The sequence below is a fragment of the Cedecea sp. AS113 genome, assembly GCF_037152415.1.
Lineage (GTDB): Bacteria > Pseudomonadota > Gammaproteobacteria > Enterobacterales > Enterobacteriaceae > Cedecea.
In genome coordinates this window covers 327490-346895 of sequence record NZ_JBBCMI010000001.1, presented here as the reverse complement: position 1 = coordinate 346895, position 19406 = coordinate 327490, and the positions used below count along the sequence as shown (strand labels likewise).

Annotated in this window: 16 protein-coding genes and 1 riboswitch; of the genes, 7 read left to right on the top strand and 9 right to left on the bottom strand. The window is 54.3% G+C overall.

Features of this window, described 5'->3' with window-relative positions; all coding sequences use genetic code 11:
- The first annotated feature begins 74 nt into the window (after nt 1-74).
- The 4 genes from galS to mglC all read left to right on the top strand — a co-directional run bounded on the left by galS (nt 75) and on the right by mglC (nt 5162).
- Nucleotides 75-1130 (top strand): HTH-type transcriptional regulator GalS, encoded by a 1056-nt coding sequence (galS, locus tag WFN87_RS01665; protein WP_008455251.1) that lies wholly within the window; start codon nt 75-77, stop codon nt 1128-1130.
- A gap of 283 nt (nt 1131-1413) precedes the next feature.
- Nucleotides 1414-2409: a galactose/glucose ABC transporter substrate-binding protein MglB gene (gene mglB / locus WFN87_RS01660; RefSeq protein ID WP_008455250.1), complete on the top strand. Its 996-nt coding sequence runs from the start codon at nt 1414-1416 to the stop codon at nt 2407-2409.
- Between the two features lie 201 nt (nt 2410-2610).
- Nucleotides 2611-4131, top strand: a complete 1521-nt coding sequence (gene mglA, locus WFN87_RS01655; RefSeq protein ID WP_039295397.1) for a galactose/methyl galactoside ABC transporter ATP-binding protein MglA — start codon at nt 2611-2613, stop codon at nt 4129-4131.
- Between the two features lie 20 nt (nt 4132-4151).
- Complete coding sequence (gene mglC / locus WFN87_RS01650; RefSeq protein ID WP_039295392.1) at nt 4152-5162, top strand: galactose/methyl galactoside ABC transporter permease MglC; 1011 nt, start codon at nt 4152-4154, stop codon at nt 5160-5162.
- Nucleotides 5163-5306: 144 nt separating this feature from the next.
- Here the strand turns inward: mglC and WFN87_RS01645 are convergent, their stop codons facing one another.
- The 6 genes from WFN87_RS01645 to ldtB all read right to left on the bottom strand — a co-directional run bounded on the left by WFN87_RS01645 (nt 5307) and on the right by ldtB (nt 10258).
- The gene (locus tag WFN87_RS01645) at nt 5307-5930 is read right to left on the bottom strand and encodes a hypothetical protein (RefSeq protein ID WP_034807793.1); all 624 of its coding nucleotides are present in this window, start codon (nt 5928-5930) and stop codon (nt 5307-5309) included.
- A 282-nt stretch (nt 5931-6212) separates the two neighbouring features.
- Nucleotides 6213-6932 (bottom strand): outer membrane permeability protein SanA, encoded by a 720-nt coding sequence (gene sanA, locus WFN87_RS01640; protein ID WP_008455244.1) that lies wholly within the window; start codon nt 6930-6932, stop codon nt 6213-6215.
- Nucleotides 6933-7063: 131 nt separating this feature from the next.
- Nucleotides 7064-7951, bottom strand: coding sequence for a cytidine deaminase (gene cdd, locus WFN87_RS01635; RefSeq protein ID WP_336981643.1), 888 nt, complete (start codon nt 7949-7951; stop codon nt 7064-7066).
- A 128-nt stretch (nt 7952-8079) separates the two neighbouring features.
- Nucleotides 8080-8775 carry a CidB/LrgB family autolysis modulator gene (locus tag WFN87_RS01630; RefSeq protein WP_008455241.1) on the bottom strand — a complete coding sequence of 232 codons (696 nt, stop codon included), beginning with the start codon at nt 8773-8775 and terminating at the stop codon, nt 8080-8082.
- A complete protein-coding gene (locus WFN87_RS01625) occupies nt 8772-9173 on the bottom strand; it encodes a CidA/LrgA family protein (RefSeq protein WP_039295384.1) in 402 nt (133 codons plus the stop codon). Before WFN87_RS01625 ends, WFN87_RS01630 begins: the two co-directional genes overlap by 4 nt.
- Nucleotides 9174-9343: 170 nt before the next feature.
- Nucleotides 9344-10258, bottom strand: a complete 915-nt coding sequence (gene ldtB, locus WFN87_RS01620; RefSeq protein ID WP_008455237.1) for a L,D-transpeptidase — start codon at nt 10256-10258, stop codon at nt 9344-9346.
- 238 nt (nt 10259-10496) lie between these two features.
- Here ldtB and WFN87_RS01615 point away from each other — a divergent pair, with 238 nt between their 5' ends.
- Nucleotides 10497-12092, top strand: coding sequence for an ABC-F family ATPase (locus WFN87_RS01615; RefSeq protein WP_008455235.1), 1596 nt, complete (start codon nt 10497-10499; stop codon nt 12090-12092).
- A 102-nt stretch (nt 12093-12194) separates the two neighbouring features.
- Here the strand turns inward: WFN87_RS01615 and WFN87_RS01610 are convergent, their stop codons facing one another.
- Both WFN87_RS01610 and WFN87_RS01605 read right to left on the bottom strand, forming a co-directional pair.
- Nucleotides 12195-14558, bottom strand: coding sequence for a glycoside hydrolase family 31 protein (locus WFN87_RS01610; RefSeq protein ID WP_336981639.1), 2364 nt, complete (start codon nt 14556-14558; stop codon nt 12195-12197).
- A 14-nt stretch (nt 14559-14572) separates the two neighbouring features.
- Nucleotides 14573-15874: an MFS transporter gene (locus WFN87_RS01605; RefSeq protein WP_008455232.1), complete on the bottom strand. Its 1302-nt coding sequence runs from the start codon at nt 15872-15874 to the stop codon at nt 14573-14575.
- A gap of 295 nt (nt 15875-16169) precedes the next feature.
- On the opposite strand from WFN87_RS01605, the gene WFN87_RS01600 reads away from it, so the two are divergent.
- Nucleotides 16170-17240, top strand: coding sequence for a LacI family DNA-binding transcriptional regulator (locus WFN87_RS01600; RefSeq protein WP_336981637.1), 1071 nt, complete (start codon nt 16170-16172; stop codon nt 17238-17240).
- A gap of 91 nt (nt 17241-17331) precedes the next feature.
- Nucleotides 17332-17504: riboswitch (M-box (ykoK) riboswitch) on the top strand.
- Nucleotides 17505-17576: 72 nt separating this feature from the next.
- Nucleotides 17577-18623, top strand: a complete 1047-nt coding sequence (locus WFN87_RS01595; RefSeq protein ID WP_205246625.1) for a magnesium transporter — start codon at nt 17577-17579, stop codon at nt 18621-18623.
- A gap of 35 nt (nt 18624-18658) precedes the next feature.
- Here the strand turns inward: WFN87_RS01595 and moeB are convergent, their stop codons facing one another.
- Nucleotides 18659-19405: a molybdopterin-synthase adenylyltransferase MoeB gene (moeB, locus tag WFN87_RS01590; protein WP_336981633.1), complete on the bottom strand. Its 747-nt coding sequence runs from the start codon at nt 19403-19405 to the stop codon at nt 18659-18661.
- Nucleotide 19406 lies beyond the last annotated feature (1 nt).

Below are 19406 nucleotides of genomic sequence, written 5' to 3'. Positions count from 1 at the left end.
CTGTGATCGACTTCACGCCGAACCGCCCCCCACTCGCCGCAAAATAGCCACCTTGCCTAAAACAGGGTGCACCTATGAGACCGACTCCCCCAACGCCGATTACCATTCGTGACGTTGCCCGTATCGCCGGGGTTTCAGTAGCGACAGTATCCCGAGTATTAAATAACAGCGCGCTGGTCAGCCCGGAAACGCGCGAAAACGTCATGCAGGCGGTTGCTGAGCTGGGCTACCGTCCAAACGCCAACGCGCAAGCGCTGGCTACTCAAGTGAGCGACACCATCGGCGTGGTGGTGATGGACGTCTCCGATCCCTTCTTCGGGGCGCTGGTCAAAGCCGTGGATGTGGTTGCCCAGCAGCACAATAAATATTTGCTGATCGGCAACAGCTACCACCAGGAAGACAAAGAGCGTCATGCCATTGAAGTGCTGATCCGCCAGCGCTGCAGCGCCCTGATTGTGCACGCCAAGGCGCTGAGCGACGAGGAACTGGCTACTTTTCTGGAGCAGGTTCCCGGCATGGTGCTGATCAATCGCCTGGTGCCCGGCTACGCTCACCGCTGTGTTTGTCTGGACAACGTCAGCGGCGCGGTGATGGCTACGCGGATGCTGCTGAACCAGGGGCATTCGCGCATCGGGTACCTGGCCTCCAGCCATCAAATTGAGGATAACGACCAGCGGCATCAGGGCTGGCTGCAGGCGCTGGCGGAGCAGGGGATCGTGCCGCCGGAGGGCTGGGTCGGCATGGGCACGCCGGATATGCAGGGCGGGGAAGCGGCGATGGTTGAGCTGCTTGGGCGCAATCTGCAGCTTAGCGCGGTCTTTTCCTATAACGACAGCATGGCCGCTGGCGCGCTAACGGCGCTGAAAGACAACGGCATTGCCGTGCCGCAGCATGTATCTATCATCGGCTTCGACGATATTCCCATTGCCCGTTACACCGACCCGCAGCTGACAACCGTGCGCTATCCGGTGGTTTCGATGGCGCGTTTAGCTACCGAACTGGCGTTACAGGGCGCAGCAGGCCAGCTGGATCGTGATGTAACGCACTGTTTTATGCCGACTTTAGTCCGTCGTCATTCGGTGGCGATAAAGCAAAATGTGGCGTCGATCACTCCGCTGTCAAAGAGTTAGATGTAACCGGTTTCAATCTGTGAGTAAATTCACAGTTAATTAACATTGCGCTGACTATTATGTCAGCGTTTTATCAGCTGAAACACGATGTAACGGTGACTGCTCATTTTTAGCGTCGTGATAAGGCCATTAACGCTCATAAAAACGCAGTATTGGATTGTTACCGAACACGGAAGTGCACATTTTTTAGGATAACTTCGGCATTCAGTAACTTTTTTATAACATTACTGTCCTGCCTGGTTTCGAACGCGAACTACCCTGCAAAATAAAAACCGGAGATACCATGAATAAGAAGGTTTTGACTCTGTCCGCCGTGATGTCCTGCATGTTGTTTGGTGCCGCAGCGAACGCCGCTGACCGTATTGGCGTGACGATTTATAAATATGACGACAACTTCATGTCAGTGGTTCGTAAAGCTATCGAGAAAGATGCGAAAGCGTCACCTGACGTACAGCTGCTGATGAACGACTCCCAGAACGACCAGTCCAAACAGAACGACCAGATTGACGTTCTGCTGGCAAAAGGCGTGAAAGCGCTGGCCATCAACCTGGTTGACCCGGCCGCCGCGGGCACCGTTATCGAAAAAGCGCGCGCGCAAAACGTGCCGGTGGTGTTCTTCAACAAAGAACCTTCCCGCAAAGCGTTGGATAGCTACGACAAAGCTTACTACGTCGGCACCGACTCTAAAGAGTCCGGTATCATCCAGGGCGACCTGATTGCTAAACACTGGGCGGCTAACCCGGCCTGGGACCTGAACAAAGACGGCCAGATCCAGTTCGTGCTGCTGAAAGGCGAACCAGGTCACCCGGATGCCGAAGCACGTACCACCTACGTTATCAAAGAGCTGAACGACAAAGGCCTGAAAACTCAGCAGCTGCAGCTGGATACCGCGATGTGGGATACCGCTCAGGCTAAAGACAAAATGGACGCGTGGCTCTCTGGCCCGAACGCTAACAAAATCGAAGTGGTTATTGCTAACAACGACGCAATGGCAATGGGTGCGGTAGAAGCGCTGAAAGCCCACAACAAATCGTCTATTCCAGTGTTTGGCGTAGATGCCCTGCCGGAAGCGCTGGCACTGGTGAAATCCGGTGCGATGGCCGGGACCGTGCTGAACGATGCCAACAACCAGGCTAAAGCGACCTTCGACCTGGCGAAAAACCTGGCCGACGGTAAGCCAGCCGCTGAAGGCACCAACTGGAAGATCGAGAACAAAATCGTACGCGTACCTTACGTAGGCGTGGATAAAGATAATCTCGCACAGTTCATCGGCAAATAAATACCCGTCATCCTTCGAGCCGCAGGGGCGTGAACTGCACTCGCTCACCCCAGTTGCTTACTTGATGTAAGCGCCTGGGGATTATCGAGCTTGTTGCCTGCCTGCAACTCGAATTATTTAGGGTAACGTTTTTTAGTTGTACACGGGCGCAGATACCTGCGCCCGGCTTTAGGCAGGTTACTCAGCGACACAGGTATAATTATGGTCGACAATAACTCAGCTACGCCGACGGAATTTTTGCTGGAAATGACCGGCATTAATAAATCCTTCCCCGGCGTTAAGGCACTGGATAATGTTAATTTAAAAGTACGGCCACACTCTATTCACGCCCTGATGGGTGAAAACGGTGCGGGCAAATCGACATTATTGAAATGCCTTTTTGGGATCTACAGCAAAGATTCCGGCAGTATCCTTTTCCAGGGAAAAGAGGTGAATTTCAGCAGCACGAAAGAGGCGCTGGAAAACGGTATTTCTATGGTGCATCAGGAGCTTAACCTGGTTCTGCAGCGCACCGTGATGGACAACATGTGGCTTGGGCGCTACCCGACCAAAGGCGTGTTTGTCGATCAGGATAAAATGTACCGCGACACCAAAGAGATATTTGATGAGCTGGATATTGATATCGACCCGCGAGCCCGCGTCGGTACGCTGTCCGTTTCTCAAATGCAGATGATTGAAATCGCCAAGGCTTTTTCCTATAACGCCAAAATCGTTATTATGGATGAGCCAACGTCCTCGCTGACGGAAAAAGAAGTTAATCATCTCTTTAAAATTATTCGCAAATTAAAAGATCGCGGCTGCGGGATTGTTTATATCTCCCATAAAATGGAAGAAATATTCCAGCTGTGCGATGAAATTACGATTTTGCGCGACGGGCAGTGGATTGCCACCCAGCCGCTGGAAGGGCTGGATATGGACAAAATCATCGCCATGATGGTCGGCCGCTCCCTGAACCAGCGCTTCCCGGACAAATCCAACGTGCCGGGCGAAGTGATCCTTGAAGTCCGCAACCTGACCTCGCTGCGCCAGCCGTCGATTCGTGATATCTCCTTTGATCTGCATAAAGGTGAAATCCTCGGCATTGCGGGCCTCGTCGGCGCGAAGCGTACCGACATTGTAGAAACGCTGTTTGGTATCCGCGAGAAATCTGGCGGTACCATCAAGCTTCACGGAAAAAAAATCAACAACAGCAGCGCGAACGAAGCGATTAATCACGGTTTTGCGCTGGTGACCGAAGAGCGTCGCTCAACCGGGATTTACGCCTACCTGGATATCGGTTTTAACTCACTCATTTCCAATATTCGTAACTACAAAAATAAGGTCGGCCTGCTGGATAACTCCCGCATGAAAAGCGATACCCAGTGGGTTATCGACTCCATGCGCGTGAAAACCCCGGGGCACCGCACTTCTATCGGCTCGCTGTCCGGCGGTAACCAGCAGAAGGTGATCATTGGCCGCTGGCTGCTGACCCAGCCGGAAATCCTGATGCTGGATGAACCGACGCGCGGCATTGATGTGGGCGCCAAGTTTGAGATTTATCAGCTGATTGCTGAGCTTGCCAAAAAAGGGAAAGGGATCATTATCATTTCGTCCGAGATGCCGGAATTGTTAGGGATTACAGACCGTATTCTGGTGATGAGCAACGGGCTCGTGGCCGGAATTGTAGACACCAAAACAACAACGCAGAACGAAATTTTACGTCTTGCGTCTGTGCACCTGTGATGATTTAGGGGCTATTAAAAATGAGTGCGTTAAATAAGAAGAGTTTTCTAACTTATCTAAAAGAGGGCGGCATCTACGTGGTGCTGCTGGTGTTGCTGGCGATCATTATTTTCCAGGATCCGACGTTCTTAAGCCTGCTTAACCTGAGTAACATTCTGACCCAGTCTTCGGTGCGTATTATCATCGCGCTCGGTGTGGCTGGGCTGATTGTCACCCAGGGGACTGACCTGTCCGCAGGGCGCCAGGTGGGGCTGGCGGCGGTTGTGGCGGCTACGCTTTTGCAATCAATGGATAACGTCAACAAGGTGTTCCCGGACATGCACACCATGCCGATTCCGCTGGTGCTGTTGATTGTCTGCGCCGTGGGCGCGGTGATTGGCCTGGTGAACGGGATCATTATCGCTTACCTGAACGTGACGCCGTTTATCACTACCCTGGGCACCATGATCATCGTGTACGGGATCAACTCCCTGTATTACGACTTCGTGGGCGCGTCGCCGATTTCCGGGTTTGACTCCCACTTCTCTACCTTCACGCAGGGCTTTATCGCGCTGGGTAGCTTCCGCCTGTCGTACATTACGTTCTACGCCTTGTTTGCGGTGCTGTTTGTGTGGGTGCTGTGGAACAAAACCCGCTTTGGGAAAAACATCTTCGCTATCGGCGGCAACCCGGAAGCGGCGAAAGTCTCCGGCGTTAACGTGGCGCTGAACCTGATCATGATTTATGCCCTGTCCGGCGTGTTCTATGCCTTTGGCGGGATGCTGGAAGCGGGCCGTATCGGCTCGGCCACCAACAACCTCGGCTTTATGTACGAGCTGGATGCGATTGCGGCGTGCGTGGTGGGCGGCGTGTCGTTCAGCGGCGGGGTAGGGACGGTGCTGGGCGTGGTGACAGGGGTAATTATCTTTACGGTTATTAACTACGGCCTGACCTATATCGGCGTGAACCCTTACTGGCAGTACATCATCAAGGGCGGCATTATCATCTTCGCCGTGGCGCTGGACTCCCTGAAGTACGCGCGTAAGAAGTAATTTCTGCGGTAACCGTATTTTGACCGGGCGCGGCTTCGATTTTCTGGCATAAGCTGCGCCCCTGATATCTCAGTGTTAATGGCTTTAACACCCTGATACTGCCGTTCATCTTACCCACAGGTGGCACAAATGAAGGTAAATAATTTATCCTGTATATCTTGTACCAGGAAACTGTTTATTAATATTACCTTTAACCACTTTATAGGCTAATTCTCGATCACCTTTTACATATTTAGTGAACGGATTATTCCATACTATACGGTTGGTGGGGGCTGCCATGTAAGCAAAACTGATTCCCTTACTGATGAAGATATCTCGCGCTCTTTCCAGCCAGTTACCCTTTCCAATATAGCAAGCCTGAAATTTGATCACGCCCACGCGGCGTAGAGACATTTTTTTCAAATCATCCGCCAGCGCCTCGGGGCTGTAGTGACCCAGCATATGTTCACTGGCGTGAGCAAAAATATCTATGCGGTCATTTTCCGTCACGGACTGAAGATAGTGGAAGTTGTTATAAATATACTTTTTTTCTTCGCTCTCAGACTCTCGACCTACCAGCTCAAGCATGTCTTTATATTTTGACTTCAGGTAAGCATATTCATGAGGTCGGCGTTTTTTAAAGTTATAGGCAAGCACGACCTCTATTTTTCCAAAGGGCCAGTCATGCGATCTTAATAAAGGTATTTTGCCTGCGGTTCTAAATAAGCTGTTTGTAAATTTCATTTTCTCTATTTTTATGAGGACTAAGGTAGGGGAAGTGAATTCCATGTAATACACTCCGCGGGAATGCATATTATTCAACATTCACCTAAATGGCCTACGAAAGAAAGGTTTTTGGTCTTAATTCATTTTGTTTATGAGTTAAAGGTTGAGAATTAAAGTTTCTCACTTATTGAGATGGAGATATTGCGCTCCGCCAAAATAATATGGGGTGAAAGGCATAAGGGCGAACTCAGATGTCGGATTCAAGGGAATAAGAATGCAGCAGTTGAGGAATTAGGAAAGGCGACGACGGAAGAGGCGCTATCAAAATGACCGCAATAGTTTATCTCACTTCTTCTCTTTTTTCTGGATTTCCAGCAGTTGCTCCGGCGTAACGGCCGGATAGGCCTGCGCGTCTTCCGGGACTTCCTGCTGCGACGGAATAGGCACTAACGGGCCGAGAAAACGCGGCTCACGCTTGAAGAGATAGAGATCCGCTAATGCCCCCAGGCGAGCGGCAAATTCGCGGGTACGCACGGTCAGCATGTTTTTTGGGGAAGGTACCGCGTAGCACTGCGCCTGAATCCCCATATGCAGCGCGATAAACAGCGCACGCTCGCAGTGGAAGCGCTGGGTGATAATGATGAAATCGTTGGTATCAAAGACTTTACGGGTGCGGACAATCGAGTCCAGCGTGCGGAAGCCTGCGTAATCCAGCACGATATCCGCCGGATCAACGCCGCCTGCGATCAGGTCTTTGCGCATGGTCATCGGCTCGTTGTAGCTTTGCTGCGCGTTATCGCCGCTGAGCAGCAGGTAGTTCACCTTGCCGCTGTTGTAGGCGTTCAGCGCGCCCTGAATACGGTACAGGTAATACTGATTGATGACGCCGGTGCGGTAATACTTGGCGGTGCCGAGCACCACACCCACCTGGCGATAGGGCAAGTCCTGCAGTTCATCGTAGACGTAGGGGGCGGTTTTCCAGCTGATCCAGCGGTCGAGCCCGAGCGCAGCCGCCAGCATTAAGCCGATAACAATAAGCAGGCTGTAAAACACGCGCTTCAACATGGACTTGCAGACTCATTCGCGGGGTGAAATTTCATCCAAGGCTACTTTACCCGGCCCTCAAGAGCAAGAAACGCGGGTTCAGTTGGGGCAAATTTCAACAATGCGAGTGTGGGTACACCCGCAACGGAGAATTATTGAACAATATTAACACGCTCAACGGCTTCACAGCCCAGCGCTTTCAGCGTGGCGGAGGTGGCATCCCACTGCAGCAGCGGCGCATCGATTTTTTCTGCCAGCACGGCGCGCTTAATTTGTGGGTAGTCGTAACCATTCAGAGAAAGCAGGTTCAGCGCGGCCTGCAGCGGCGGAAGGGAAGGGTTAAACGCAGCGTTTTCCGCATAGCATCCGGTGAAGATTTTCCCGTCGACCATTTCCAGCGCAACGCCTGCCGGGGCTTGACTGTAAGGCGCATGACTGCGGTTAGCCGCGGTTATTGCCGCCTGGGTCAGGGCATCCCCTTTCAGCGCAAAACCGTGGTTTTCTTCATCCAGCAGCAGCGTTTTGATGTCCAGGTCGCGCGGGCCAAAGGCATCCGGCAGATATTCACCCAGAGTGGAAGGCATGCGGCCAGGCAGATGAATACCCAGCGCGGTGCCGCTGTTCAGTTCATTCATAAACTGACGGCAGTGACCGCAGGGCGTGTAGTTGACGGTGATATCAACCAGGCCTTTTTCGCCGCGCATCCACGCGTGGGTAATGGCGCTTTGTTCGGCGTGCACGGTTTGCTGCATGGTGGCACCCAGAAACTCCATGTTGCCACCAAAATAGAGATTCCCGCTGACGCCTCGCGCGACGGCGCCGACGTTAAAATGAGAGAGGTCTGCGCGGGCACAGGCTGCGGCCAGCGGCAACAGAGCGAAAGCCAGGTCTTGGTCACCCAGCCCGGTTTGATGTTTTAGCGCTTCAACTTCGGCTGCGGTAAACATAGCCGGGAAGTGGTCGTCGGCAAGCAGGGATTGCAAAGCGGTTTGCAGCGCGGCGGGGAGTTGCACAACGGCGGCATCAAAACGTGAACGCATGTTAAAGCCTCATCAAAGGTAACGGAAACGTAGTTTACGGATCTGTACCGGCCAAATATGTGATCTAGTTCTAATTGTTTATGCAACTTATGAAAACAAATCTGAAAGTGCGCGATCTCTCGCAAGCTTTAGCCGAAAAGCTTCAGCAGTACCGGGAATAAAAACGGAGCGATAAGCGACGTCATGACCCCGCAAATCACCAGCGCCAGCGAGCTAAAAGCCCCTTCCTGGAAGTCCAGTTCCGCACAGCGAGCGGTGCCGAGCGCGTGGGAAGCGGTACCCATTGCCAGCCCGCGTGAGGCTTTGGTATTGATGCGCATCATGTTCAGCAGCGTGTGGCCAAACACCGCGCCAAGAATACCGACGAAGATAACGCAGACGGCGCTGATAGCCGGGATACCACCAATGCCGCCGCCAACCGCCATTGCAATTGGCGTGGTGACGGATTTTGGCAAGACCGAAGCGGCAATTTCCGGGGACGCCCCCATCAATAACGCAATAGAGGTGCCGGTGGACATCGCCACCATGCTGCCAATAAAGCAGATGGTAATAATGGATTTCCAGCGGGCGCGAATCTGGTGTATTTGCTCATAGAGCGGGAAGGCCAGGGCTACAACGGCGGGCTGCAGCAGGTCGTTGAGCACTTCGCTGCCTTTAAAATAGTGGTCGTAAGGAATGCCGGTCAGCAGCAAAAAAGGAATGATCACCACCATGCAAACCAGCAGCGGGTTCAGCAGCGGGGATTTCAACCGGGCGGCCAGCTTGCGGGCGGCAAAAAACACCACCAGCGTTAACGGTAAAGACCACCATATAAAGTGCATCATTTTTTCTCTGCCTCGCCTTCACCAATCACTTTTCTTTCACCGTGTACCAGATGTGAGCTCCAGCTCACGATAACCAGCACCACCAGCGTGCTGATCAAACAGGATACCACCACCGGGCCAAACTGGGCTTTCAGCACGTCGTAATACTGCATCACGCCCACGCCAATAGGGACGAACAGAAGGGCCATATAGCGAATCAGCAAATGGCAGCTGGGTTTTACCCACTTCGCCGGCAGGATCTGCAGCGACAGCAGCACAAACAAAATCAGCATGCCGATAATGCTGCCGGGAATGACGATAGGCAGTAAAGAGGCGACAAAAATACCGGCGTATAAACACAGGTAAATTAAGACAAAAGCGCGAAGATACTGCCAGATTATCGTGAACGAGTTGCGCATGGAGGTTACCCTTTAAGAAACGCATTCATCATACAATTAAACTCAAAATTGTGCTATCCATCACATCATGAATTATCAGCATAACAAACATTCCCTGCGTGAAGGTTGTCGGGCGGATTTCGGGCAATAAAAAAGCGGCCCGGAGGCCGCTATTTTGCAAACTGCTGGACTTAGTTCAGACGAACCGGCATCCCGGAACGGTTCTGAATCGCCTGGTCAACAACGGTGGTGTCAACGTCGGACTGAGCGGTCACCTGCTGAACGCTGCTGGTCAGTTTAATCGGCACGATTTCATCGGAGTTGAACTGCGCTTCAGTGGTGGAAAGCGGGTTGTGAACTTCGATGTAGCGGCTGCCGTCTGGCTCGGTGGTGGCTTTTACCGGCTCATCAATGAATTGAACGCGGGTGCCAACCGGCACGTTGTCGAACAGGAACTTGATGTCTTCGTTACGCAGACGCACGCAGCCGTGGCTTACGCGCAGACCGATACCGAAGTTGGCGTTGGTGCCGTGAATCGCATACAGGTTACCGATGTACAGCGCGTACAGGCCCATTGGGTTGTCCGGGCCAGCGGGAACAACGGCTGGCAGCGGCGTACCGGCTGCGGCGTATTCCGCATGCATTTTCGCCGTCGGGGTCCAGGTTGGGCCATTTTTCTTACGCTCTACCTTGGTGGTCCAGTTGATCGGGGTATCTTTCCCCAGCTGGCCGATACCGATTGGCAGCACGATCACCGTGTTGGTGCCTTTCGGGTAATAGTAGAGGCGCATTTCGGCACTGTTGATCACAATCCCTTCATGCACGGTGTCCGGCAGGATCAGCTGCTGAGGGATGTTCAGAATGGTGCCGGCTTTTGGCAGGTACGGGTCAATGCCTGGGTTAGCTTCCAGCATGTTAGACAGACCCATCTGGTACTGTGCGGCATACTCTTCCAGCGGCGCGGTGCTGCCTTCAGGAATAGTGATAACCTGGTTTTCACCAACCAGGCGGCTACCGTTAGTCGGTAACGGATAAGTCACGGCGGAAGCAGAGAAAGACGCGACAGCCACAAAAGCCAGTAAAAGCGAGCGTAATTTCATATTCATGTTATGCGAGTGTTATGCCAGACGGGCCAGCTAGTGAGTGTTCATGGACGATTCAGCCGCGCATTATATGTGCATTACATTCATCTGGGAAATCAGATGTGGATGAAATCACAATTTTTTCACACTGATTAACTATTGTACGGTGAAGATGCGGGGCGACCCTTTATCATAGTTATGGCATAATGTGGCCGAAATCACATTCCAAAATCTCGACAACTTATTTCTCCAGGACATACCAGTGCTTGTATCCAGCAACGTTACCATGCAGTTTGGCAGCAAACCGCTGTTCGAAAATATCTCCGTTAAATTTGGCGGCGGCAACCGTTACGGCCTGATTGGCGCGAACGGAAGCGGCAAATCCACGTTCATGAAAATCCTCGGCGGGGACTTAGAGCCAACGCTTGGCAACGTTTCTCTCGACCCAAACGAGCGTATCGGTAAGCTGCGTCAGGATCAGTTCGCCTTCGAAAAATTCACCGTACTCGACACCGTTATCATGGGCCACGGCGAACTGTGGGAAGTGAAGCAGGAACGCGACCGCATTTATGCCCTGCCTGAGATGAGCGAAGAAGACGGTTACAAAGTTGCCGACCTCGAAGTGAAATACGGCGAGATGGACGGCTACACCGCAGAAGCACGTGCCGGTGAATTGCTGCTTGGCGTGGGCATTCCGCTGGAGCAGCACTACGGCCCGATGAGCGAAGTTGCTCCAGGCTGGAAGCTGCGCGTGCTGCTGGCGCAGGCGCTGTTCTCTAACCCGGACATCCTGCTGCTCGACGAACCAACGAACAACCTGGACATCGACACCATCCGTTGGCTGGAGCAGACGCTGAACGAACGTGACAGCACCATGATCATTATCTCGCACGACCGTCACTTCCTGAATATGGTCTGCACCCATATGGCTGACCTGGACTACGGCGAGCTGCGCGTTTACCCTGGCAACTACGACGAGTACATGACGGCGGCAACTCAGGCTCGCGAGCGCCTGCTGGCGGACAACGCGAAGAAGAAAGCGCAGATTGCAGACCTGCAATCCTTCGTTAGCCGCTTTAGCGCCAACGCCTCCAAATCTCGCCAGGCCACCTCCCGTGCCCGTCAGATTGATAAAATCAAGCTGGATGAAGTGAAGGCGTCCAGCCGTCAGAACCCGTTCATCCGCTTCGAGCAGGATAAGAAACTGTTCCGTAACGCCCTTGAAGTTGAAGCCGTGACCAAAGGGTTCGAGAACGGCCCGCTGTTTAAAAACTTCAACCTGCTGCTGGAAGTGGGCGAGAAGATTGCCATTTTGGGTGCCAACGGCGTGGGTAAATCTACCATGCTGAAAACCCTGGTCGGCGAGCTGACCCCGGAAAACGGCAGCGTGAAGTGGTCTGAAAATGCTCAGATTGGCTACTACGCCCAGGATCATGAATACGAGTTCGAAAACGATCTGACCGTCTTTGACTGGATGAGCCAGTGGAAGCAGGAAGGCGACGACGAACAGGCGGTGCGCAGCATCCTGGGTCGTCTACTGTTCAGCCAGGACGACATCAAGAAGCCGGCCAAAGTCCTTTCCGGGGGCGAGAAGGGCCGTATGCTGTTCGGCAAGCTGATGATGGAAAAACCAAACATCCTGATCATGGATGAACCAACGAACCACCTGGATATGGAATCCATCGAGTCGCTGAACATGGCGCTGGAAATGTACCAGGGGACGCTGATCTTCGTTTCCCACGACCGTGAGTTTGTTAGCTCGCTGGCAACCCGCGTGCTGGAAATTACCCCAGAGCGCGTGATTGACTTCACCGGCGGCTACGAAGATTACCTGCGTAGCAAAGGGATCGACGGGTAATTTTACCCTCACCCTAACCCTCTCCCTAAAAGGGAGAGGGAATAGATTATGTACTGTTCTGCCCTGTTGTTTTCCCCCTCGTCCCTTTGGGGTGAGCGGCAATTACAGCCCCCATACCTCGCATTCCACGCCGTTCACCAGCAATCGACGTCTTTCTCCCTCAGGCAAAGACAGCTTAATCTCGCGCCACGCGGGCAAATAATCCCCCTTGCGGCTAAAGGCCACGTTAATCTCGTTGGCTGAGCAGGTTATTTCCCAGCTAAGCCAGAGCGCGTTGCCTTCTTTATAGCCCCAGGATTCTCCGTCATCCTCAAACAACACGCCGTGGGACGTCCCGGTGCCCTGCAGCGGGTAAATTTTTATCTCACGAACGGTATCGTCCTGCGGGGAAACGTAGCTGATGCGTTCGCTGTGAGGCAGAGCCGCACCGGCGCGAACCAGCAATGGCAAACGCTCAAGCGGGGCGGGCAGGGTGATGGTCTGGCCGCCGCTAAACCACTGGCCGGAATAATAGTCGTACCAGCCGTGCTCATTGGCCGGCAGCCATAAAGTACGTTCGCGTTGTCCTGGCTCCACCACGCTTGCCACCAGAAGATCCCGGCCCAGCAGGAACTCATCGCATTCATCAAATGTCTTCACGTCATGTTCATGGTCGAGGAACGTCGGCCTCAGCATGGGTTCATCATCAGCGTGTGCCTGCCACAGCAGCGTGTAGAAATAGGGCAGCAGGCGATAACGCAGCTCAATGGCGCTGCGGATGGCCGGAGTCACCGCCGGATACATCCAGGGTTCGTTCACGGTGTGGTCATCATTCCACGAATGTATGGTGAAGCGCGGGTGCATCACGCCGTTCTGAACCCAGCGCACGAAAAGCTCGGCGTCAGGCTTGTCGCCCGAAAAACCGCCAACGTCATGCCCGACGTTAAACAGGCCGGACAGGCTCATGCCGACGCCCATCCGCGTGTTGTAACGCAGCGTATCCCAGCTGGTGCGGTTGTCGCCGCTCCACGTCTGGACGTAGCGCTGCATCCCGGCGCAACCGGAACGGGAAATCAGATATGGGCGTTTTTCCGGGGAAAATTTCTGCTGAGCCTCCATCGAAGCGCGCATCATCAGCAGCGGCATGACCGGGCGAATATGTTTGATGGCTATCGGCTGGCCAAAGCCGTGACAGCGCGCTTCCCCGTCCCACACTTCGTATTCGTTGTTGTCGTTCCAGGTGGAGCCAATGCCCATTTCCAGCAGCTGTGTGGTGACGCCAGCCTGCCACCACTTCACCGTGGCCGGGTTGGTGAAGTCCAGATGAGAGCCTTCATCGTCCCAGAAGCTGGAGTGTTCCGGCGCATCGGATTCCGAATCTTTGATAAACAGCCCGTCTTTGGCAACCTCCTCATAACGCGGATGATCCTGCAGCAGACAAGGCTTGATGTTGGCCGCAAGGCGGATCCCGGCCGCCATAAACGCCTGGCTCATCACCTTCGGCTGCGGCACCTTTTCATAATTCCAGTTAAACACGTAGCGTTTGTTATTGATGGAGGTGTAGCCCGACGAAAGCTGGAATGAGTCGCACGGAATCGCGTGCTGCTGGCTCAGCCGAATGAAGTCCATCAGCTGATTTTGGGCGTCGGGTGCGTCGGTGTAATGCATCGTTGAGCCGCTGTAGCCGAGGCTCCATTTTGGCCCGAAGAAGGTTTTCCCGGTCAGGCGCACGAAGGCCTTGGTGACGTCCAGCACGCGCGGGCCGAGAAACAGGTAATAGTCCAGATCGCCGGCTTCTGCCTGCCAGCGGCGATAGGCCAGATGATAGTTGTCTATCTCGTTGCCCAGATCCAGCCAGCAGCTGCTCAGGTTGTCATAGAACAGGCCAAAGCTGACGTCGTCCCGGCGCGTAATGGTGAAGGGAATATGCTTGTAAAGCGGGTCGGTCGACACCGCGTTATAGCCCATTGCGTCCAGATTACGCATCTCATAGCGCCTGCCGGTGCGGTTAAGCGGCCCGGCTTTTTCACCCAGCCCGTAAAAGCGCTCCCCGGCAAAGCGCCGCTGATAGTGGGCCACGCCATCGCCGTGAGCGTTAAGCTGGTAGGCGCTGGTGGGGCGATCGCAGGCGAGGGGCAGCCATTCGCCCTGGGCGGATTTGTATTCCCACTCCAGATAAAGCGGCTGGCGCACGGTCACGCGCAGGCTTTCGCTACTGATGATGAGCCTATCCGATTGCTGTTCCAGCGTGAAGCCAGGCAGGGTAAACCCGGCGTGGCTTTCGCGGTCGCGCCCCTCCCACGGGACATCCTGCTGCGGGGCGATGCTCCAGGTGCGGTCCAGCGCCAGGCCCTGTTGACGTTTAATCAGCACGCGAAACAGCTTATCTTCCAGCACATACAGGTGCAGAGAATGCTTGCCGTCGAGGGTCAGGATAACCTGGCTGTCATCTTGTTTTGCGAGCGTCCAGTTCTTAAGTGTTTTCATGAGAGACCATCCATTCAGGTGCGTTTTGCGCGGCGTTCGGCGATAAATGCCACCAGGAACACCGCGCCGATCAGATCAAAAAAGCCCATGGCGATAAACAGCGGGTTGAAGCCAATCTTGTCGGCGGTCACGCCGATGATCAGAGAGAAGATAAAGCTGGCAATCCAGGCCGCCGAACCGCGCATGCCGTTGACGGTGGCCATCTGGCCTTTATCAAAAGAGTCCACCACCAGCGCGCTGAGCATGCAGGAGATAATCTGGTGCCCGAAGCCGCCGATGGAGATAAGCAGGATGGCAATCCAGGGATCTTTGGTGACGGCGACCAGCGCCAGAGAAAGCATCAGGAACGCGCCGGTTACCGAACTCGCCACCACGGAATTGGTGCGCGAGCAGCCAAAAATACGGACGTAAACTTTGGTCAGATAGCCGCTGGCAATGCTGCCGATATCGGCAGCGAGGAACGGCAGCCAGGCGAACATAGCAATCTGTTTGAGATCCATTCCGCGTTCGTTGGCCAGGTAAAGCGGAACCCAAAAGCTCAGGACCGCCCAGGCGGGTTCCGCCATAAAAGCTGGAATGGCGATGCCGTAAAAGCGTTTATTTTTGGAGACGGTTTTCAGGGCGGTGAAAAACGGCAGTTTCACGGCGGGCGGCTCGTTGTCCTGCTTGATGAACGCCAGTTCTTCCTTGCTCAGGTTCGGGTGCTGTTCCGGGTTGTGGTAAAACAGCCACCACAGCACAACCCACCCTAGCGCCAGCGCGCCGCTGAACATAAAGGCACCCTGCCAGCCAAAAAAACTGTGGGCAAAATAGATAATCGGCGGAGCCAGCATTGCGCCGATGGAAAAGCCCACCCCGGCCCAGCCTGCGGCAATCGGTCGCTCTTTTTTCGGGAACCATTCACCCAGCGTTTTGGCGTTGGCGGGCGTGGCTGCGGCCTCCGCGCCGCCCATCATGAAGCGCAAAATAGCCAGCTGTAGCCAGCTCCCGGCGCCGGCATGCAGCATGCACATCACCGCCCAGATGCTGGCGCAGATCAGAAAGCCGATCTTCAGGCCAATCACGTCGATCAGCCAGCCGCAGAGAGGCTGGAACAGGGTATAGGCCAGCTGAAAAGCACCGACTATCCAGGAATATTGTTCGGTGGTAATGCCGAGGGAGGTTTTCAGTTCAGGCGCCAGGATCCCCAGCGCATTACGCGTGATGTAGTTCACGGTGACGCCAAGTAAGAACAGAACCAGAACCCACCAGCGCAAATGTCGGAAAACGCGTCCTGCCTTAACGGCGGTTATCGGTTGGTCGATGCCATGACTCATAGTTCACTCCACCTTGTAGGGTAATTAGTAGAATTGGTATGCCACTATTTTTGACGATGGGTGTAATTTAATTATTTGATTTTTATATTTTTAATTTTATTCTCACTTTCAGTGAGAACCTTATTGGTTAACAAAATGGAGCGTAATTGAGTTATCAGCCAACCAATAGCGCAATTTTTGCAAATATTTTCACTATCTCGATCCGACGCGAAGAAATAACGCTAAATCTCCGGCACTATGGCGTACTCACAGCCATGAAAATTTTTTCATTTCACAAACGGGCGTCGATCACAAAATGAGTAAAACGCTAAAAATCACCGAAATTGCCGCGCAAACGGGGCTGTCGATAAGCACCGTTTCCCGCGTGCTGGCGGGTAAGGGGAATACCAGCGAGTCGGCCCGCCAGCGGGTACTGACCTGCGCCAAAGCTAAGGGGGTATTACAGGGCATTGCCGCGGGCAGATTATTGGTCAACAGCCTGGTGGTTTTTGCGCCCCGTCGGGCGTTTGATGAGCGGCTGGACGTCTTCTACTACCGGGTGATGCAGGGCATCGGCAAGGCGCTGGTGCCTCACGACGCCAGGCTGCGCTTCTGCGCGCTGGAAGAGAATGACAGCGATACCGGACTGTTTCTCAGCAAGATGAACGAGCCGGAAACCGAAGCGGCCATTCTGCTGGGGATTGATGATCCGCACATCCACGATCTGGCGGCGGATCTGGGCAAGCCTTGCGTGCTGATCAACTGCCAGGATCGCAAAATGCGTCTTTCAGGCGTGGCGCCGGATCACCTGATGACCGGCCGCTTTGCCGCAAATTATCTGTTCGACATGGGGCATAAAGGCGTACTGACGGTAATGTGCCTGCGTCGCTACACCATGGAACAGCGCCTGGCCGGGATTCGGGATGCGTGGGACAGCCGTAATTTGTCGTTTGATGAGACCCGGCATTTGTTAGTCGCCCAAAGCTTCGGTGCCAAAGAGAGCGAGGCCTTAATCAGCGACTATCTGGCCGTTACGCCGCGACCGGCCTGGCCGAGTGCGCTGTTAGTCGGCGGCGATTTTATGGCGGCAGGTGCCGTTAGTGCTCTGCAAAAAGCAGGGCTGCGCGTGCCGCAGGATATGTCAGTAATGAGCATCGATGGCTTTAACCTGGCCGAAATCCATGACGTGCCTTTAACCTCGGTTCATGTTCCCAGGGACGAGCTGGGTGAGGAGGCGGTTCAACTGCTGCAGCAGCGCCTGATGCGCCCGGAAGCGCCGGTGGTGAATATTCTGTTGGGCGGTACGCTAAAGGTGCAGGCGTCAGTGCGGCGCGTGGGAGCGGGGAAAGGTCGACCGGCGGTGACCAGCGATAAACTCTACGACTGAGCAGAAAAAAAGCATAAATAAACCCTAAACAGCGCAGGTTCTTTGTCTTGCGCCCGAAGTTTAAATCCCTACTATAGGCCGCGGAAGACTTGCAGTATCTCGTTAGGCGAGGCTCCTGTACAAACATAGGTTGCTGATCTGACGACGTCGAGAGACGCCCAAGATTAGGACAGGTTATATCGAGCGAAGGTATAACCCCAGGTAACTTCCCCCGCTTTAGGGGATACGTTGTGCAGTGCTAAAACCGAGACATGGAGATAGCGTCAGCACTCTCATATCTTGCTTCGCCCCAGGATGAGGACTGTTTATTTTTAAAACAGTAACCGGGGAAAAATCATGACCTTTTCAACTAATACCTCAGCGCACTCCCGCGCTTCTCTGGCCGTGTCCGTCAAGCTGCCATCCTCAGACTCACAAAACACCGTGCTGGCTTACCTGAGCCAGGATTACATCGCTTTACCGCCGGGCACTTCGGTGCAGGATGCGCAGGCGTTGTTCTGTTCGGGCATTAAAAATGAGCAGATCCCGTCGCAGATATTTGTGGTGGACGACGATGCTCATCTGTTTGGCCTCGTGCCGGTAAAATCACTGCTGCAGGCCGACAAAGAGGCGCTACTCAGTGATCTGATGCGGCCCGTGGCGTTCTCATTAACGCCGGAAAAAACGCGGCATGAAGCCTGCGTGGATATTAAAAAGGCGGGCGCTAACTACATCCCTGTTTTGAGCTACGGCAAGCTGAAAGGCGTGCTGGGCCCGCAGGAAATCGCTCAGCTGCTTGAGGACGAAAACACGCTGGACAGCCAGCTGCAGGGCGCGTCGTCGCCGCTGGAAACGCCCTATCTGCAAAGCAGCGTCTTTACGCTGTGGCGCAAAAGATCGGTCTGGCTGCTGCTGCTGTTTGTGGCCGAGGCTTACACCAGCTCGGTGATTAAATCGTTTGAAGATCAGCTTGAGGCGGCGATTGCGCTGGCGTTCTTTATCCCGTTGCTGATTGGCACCGGCGGCAATACCGGCACACAAATTACCTCGACGCTGGTCAGGGCGATGGCGCTCGGCGAAGTGGGGCTAAAGGATTTGGGCGCTATTTTGCGCAAGGAGATCTCGGCCTCGGTGCTCATTGCCTTAACCATTGGCACCGCCGGGTTTATTCGGGCCTGGATGCTGGGCGTGGGTATGGAAGTGATGATGGTGGTCAGCCTGACGCTCATCGCCATCACCGTCTGGAGCGCGATTGTTTCTTCGATTATTCCGATGCTGCTTCGTAAGGTGAATATCGATCCGGCCGTGGTGTCGGCGCCGTTTATCACCACCTTAATCGACGGAACCGGGCTGCTGATTTACTTCGAAATTGCCAAGGTGATGCTCACCGATCTGGCGGTCTAAAAATAACGGGGATAATGATATCCCCGTTTTCGTTTCTACCCGCACACTTCACACTGCGGGTTACGTGTCAGCTTCATCTCTCTGAACTGACAGGTCATCGCATCGTAAAGCACGATTTTCCCGCGCGCTGGGGTGCCGTAGTTTGCCAGCAGCTTGATGGCCTCCATGGCTTCCAGCGAGCCGATAATCCCGACCAGCGGGGCCATAACGCCAGCCTCAACGCAGCTCAGCGTACTTTCGCCAAACAGACGGCTCAGGCAGCGGTAGCAGGGCTCGTTATCCTGATACGTGAAGACGCTAATCTGGCCCTCCATGCGAATGGCCGCCCCGGACACCAGCGGGATCTTATGCTGATGGCAGCCGCGATTGAGCTGGTTGCGTATAGCCACGTTATCCGTGCAGTCCAGCACCACATCGTGGCGGGCGATTAACCCGGAAAGCTGAGGGTATTCGAGCATCGCATTGACGGTGTCGAGTTGGATATGCGGATTAATCGCCGCCAGTGAATCCCGCGCGGAATCCACCTTCGGTTTGCCAATTGTGGCATCGCTGTGCAGCGTTTGCCGCTGGAGGTTTGAGAGCGAAACGGTGTCGAAATCGAGCAGCGTGAGCTGGCCCACGCCCGCGGCCGCCAGATACTGTGCCGCCGCGCAGCCCAGCCCGCCCAGCCCGACGATGAGCACTCGCGAAGCCTTAAGCTTTTCCTGGCCGTCAAAGTCAAAGCCGCGCAGCACAATCTGGCGGTTGTAGCGCAGCATCTCCTCATCGCTAAGCTCGACCATT

Excerpts from the sequence above, each read along its gene's own strand:
- WFN87_RS01600 (WP_336981637.1), top strand. The coding sequence starts at position 16,170 with ATGAGTAAAACGCTAAAAATCACCGAAATTGCCGCGCAAACGGGGCTG.
- mglA (WP_039295397.1), top strand. The coding sequence starts at position 2,611 with ATGGTCGACAATAACTCAGCTACGCCGACGGAATTTTTGCTGGAAATG.
- mglB (WP_008455250.1), top strand. The coding sequence starts at position 1,414 with ATGAATAAGAAGGTTTTGACTCTGTCCGCCGTGATGTCCTGCATGTTG.
- WFN87_RS01595 (WP_205246625.1), top strand. The coding sequence starts at position 17,577 with ATGACCTTTTCAACTAATACCTCAGCGCACTCCCGCGCTTCTCTGGCC.
- WFN87_RS01645 (WP_034807793.1), bottom strand. The coding sequence starts at position 5,930 with ATGGAATTCACTTCCCCTACCTTAGTCCTCATAAAAATAGAGAAAATG.
- WFN87_RS01630 (WP_008455241.1), bottom strand. The coding sequence starts at position 8,775 with ATGATGCACTTTATATGGTGGTCTTTACCGTTAACGCTGGTGGTGTTT.
- WFN87_RS01625 (WP_039295384.1), bottom strand. The coding sequence starts at position 9,173 with ATGCGCAACTCGTTCACGATAATCTGGCAGTATCTTCGCGCTTTTGTC.
- cdd (WP_336981643.1), bottom strand. The coding sequence starts at position 7,951 with ATGCGTTCACGTTTTGATGCCGCCGTTGTGCAACTCCCCGCCGCGCTG.
- WFN87_RS01610 (WP_336981639.1), bottom strand. The coding sequence starts at position 14,558 with ATGAAAACACTTAAGAACTGGACGCTCGCAAAACAAGATGACAGCCAG.
- WFN87_RS01605 (WP_008455232.1), bottom strand. The coding sequence starts at position 15,874 with ATGAGTCATGGCATCGACCAACCGATAACCGCCGTTAAGGCAGGACGC.
- sanA (WP_008455244.1), bottom strand. The coding sequence starts at position 6,932 with ATGTTGAAGCGCGTGTTTTACAGCCTGCTTATTGTTATCGGCTTAATG.
- ldtB (WP_008455237.1), bottom strand. The coding sequence starts at position 10,258 with ATGAATATGAAATTACGCTCGCTTTTACTGGCTTTTGTGGCTGTCGCG.
- galS (WP_008455251.1), top strand. The coding sequence starts at position 75 with ATGAGACCGACTCCCCCAACGCCGATTACCATTCGTGACGTTGCCCGT.
- mglC (WP_039295392.1), top strand. The coding sequence starts at position 4,152 with ATGAGTGCGTTAAATAAGAAGAGTTTTCTAACTTATCTAAAAGAGGGC.
- moeB (WP_336981633.1), bottom strand. The coding sequence starts at position 19,405 with ATGGTCGAGCTTAGCGATGAGGAGATGCTGCGCTACAACCGCCAGATT.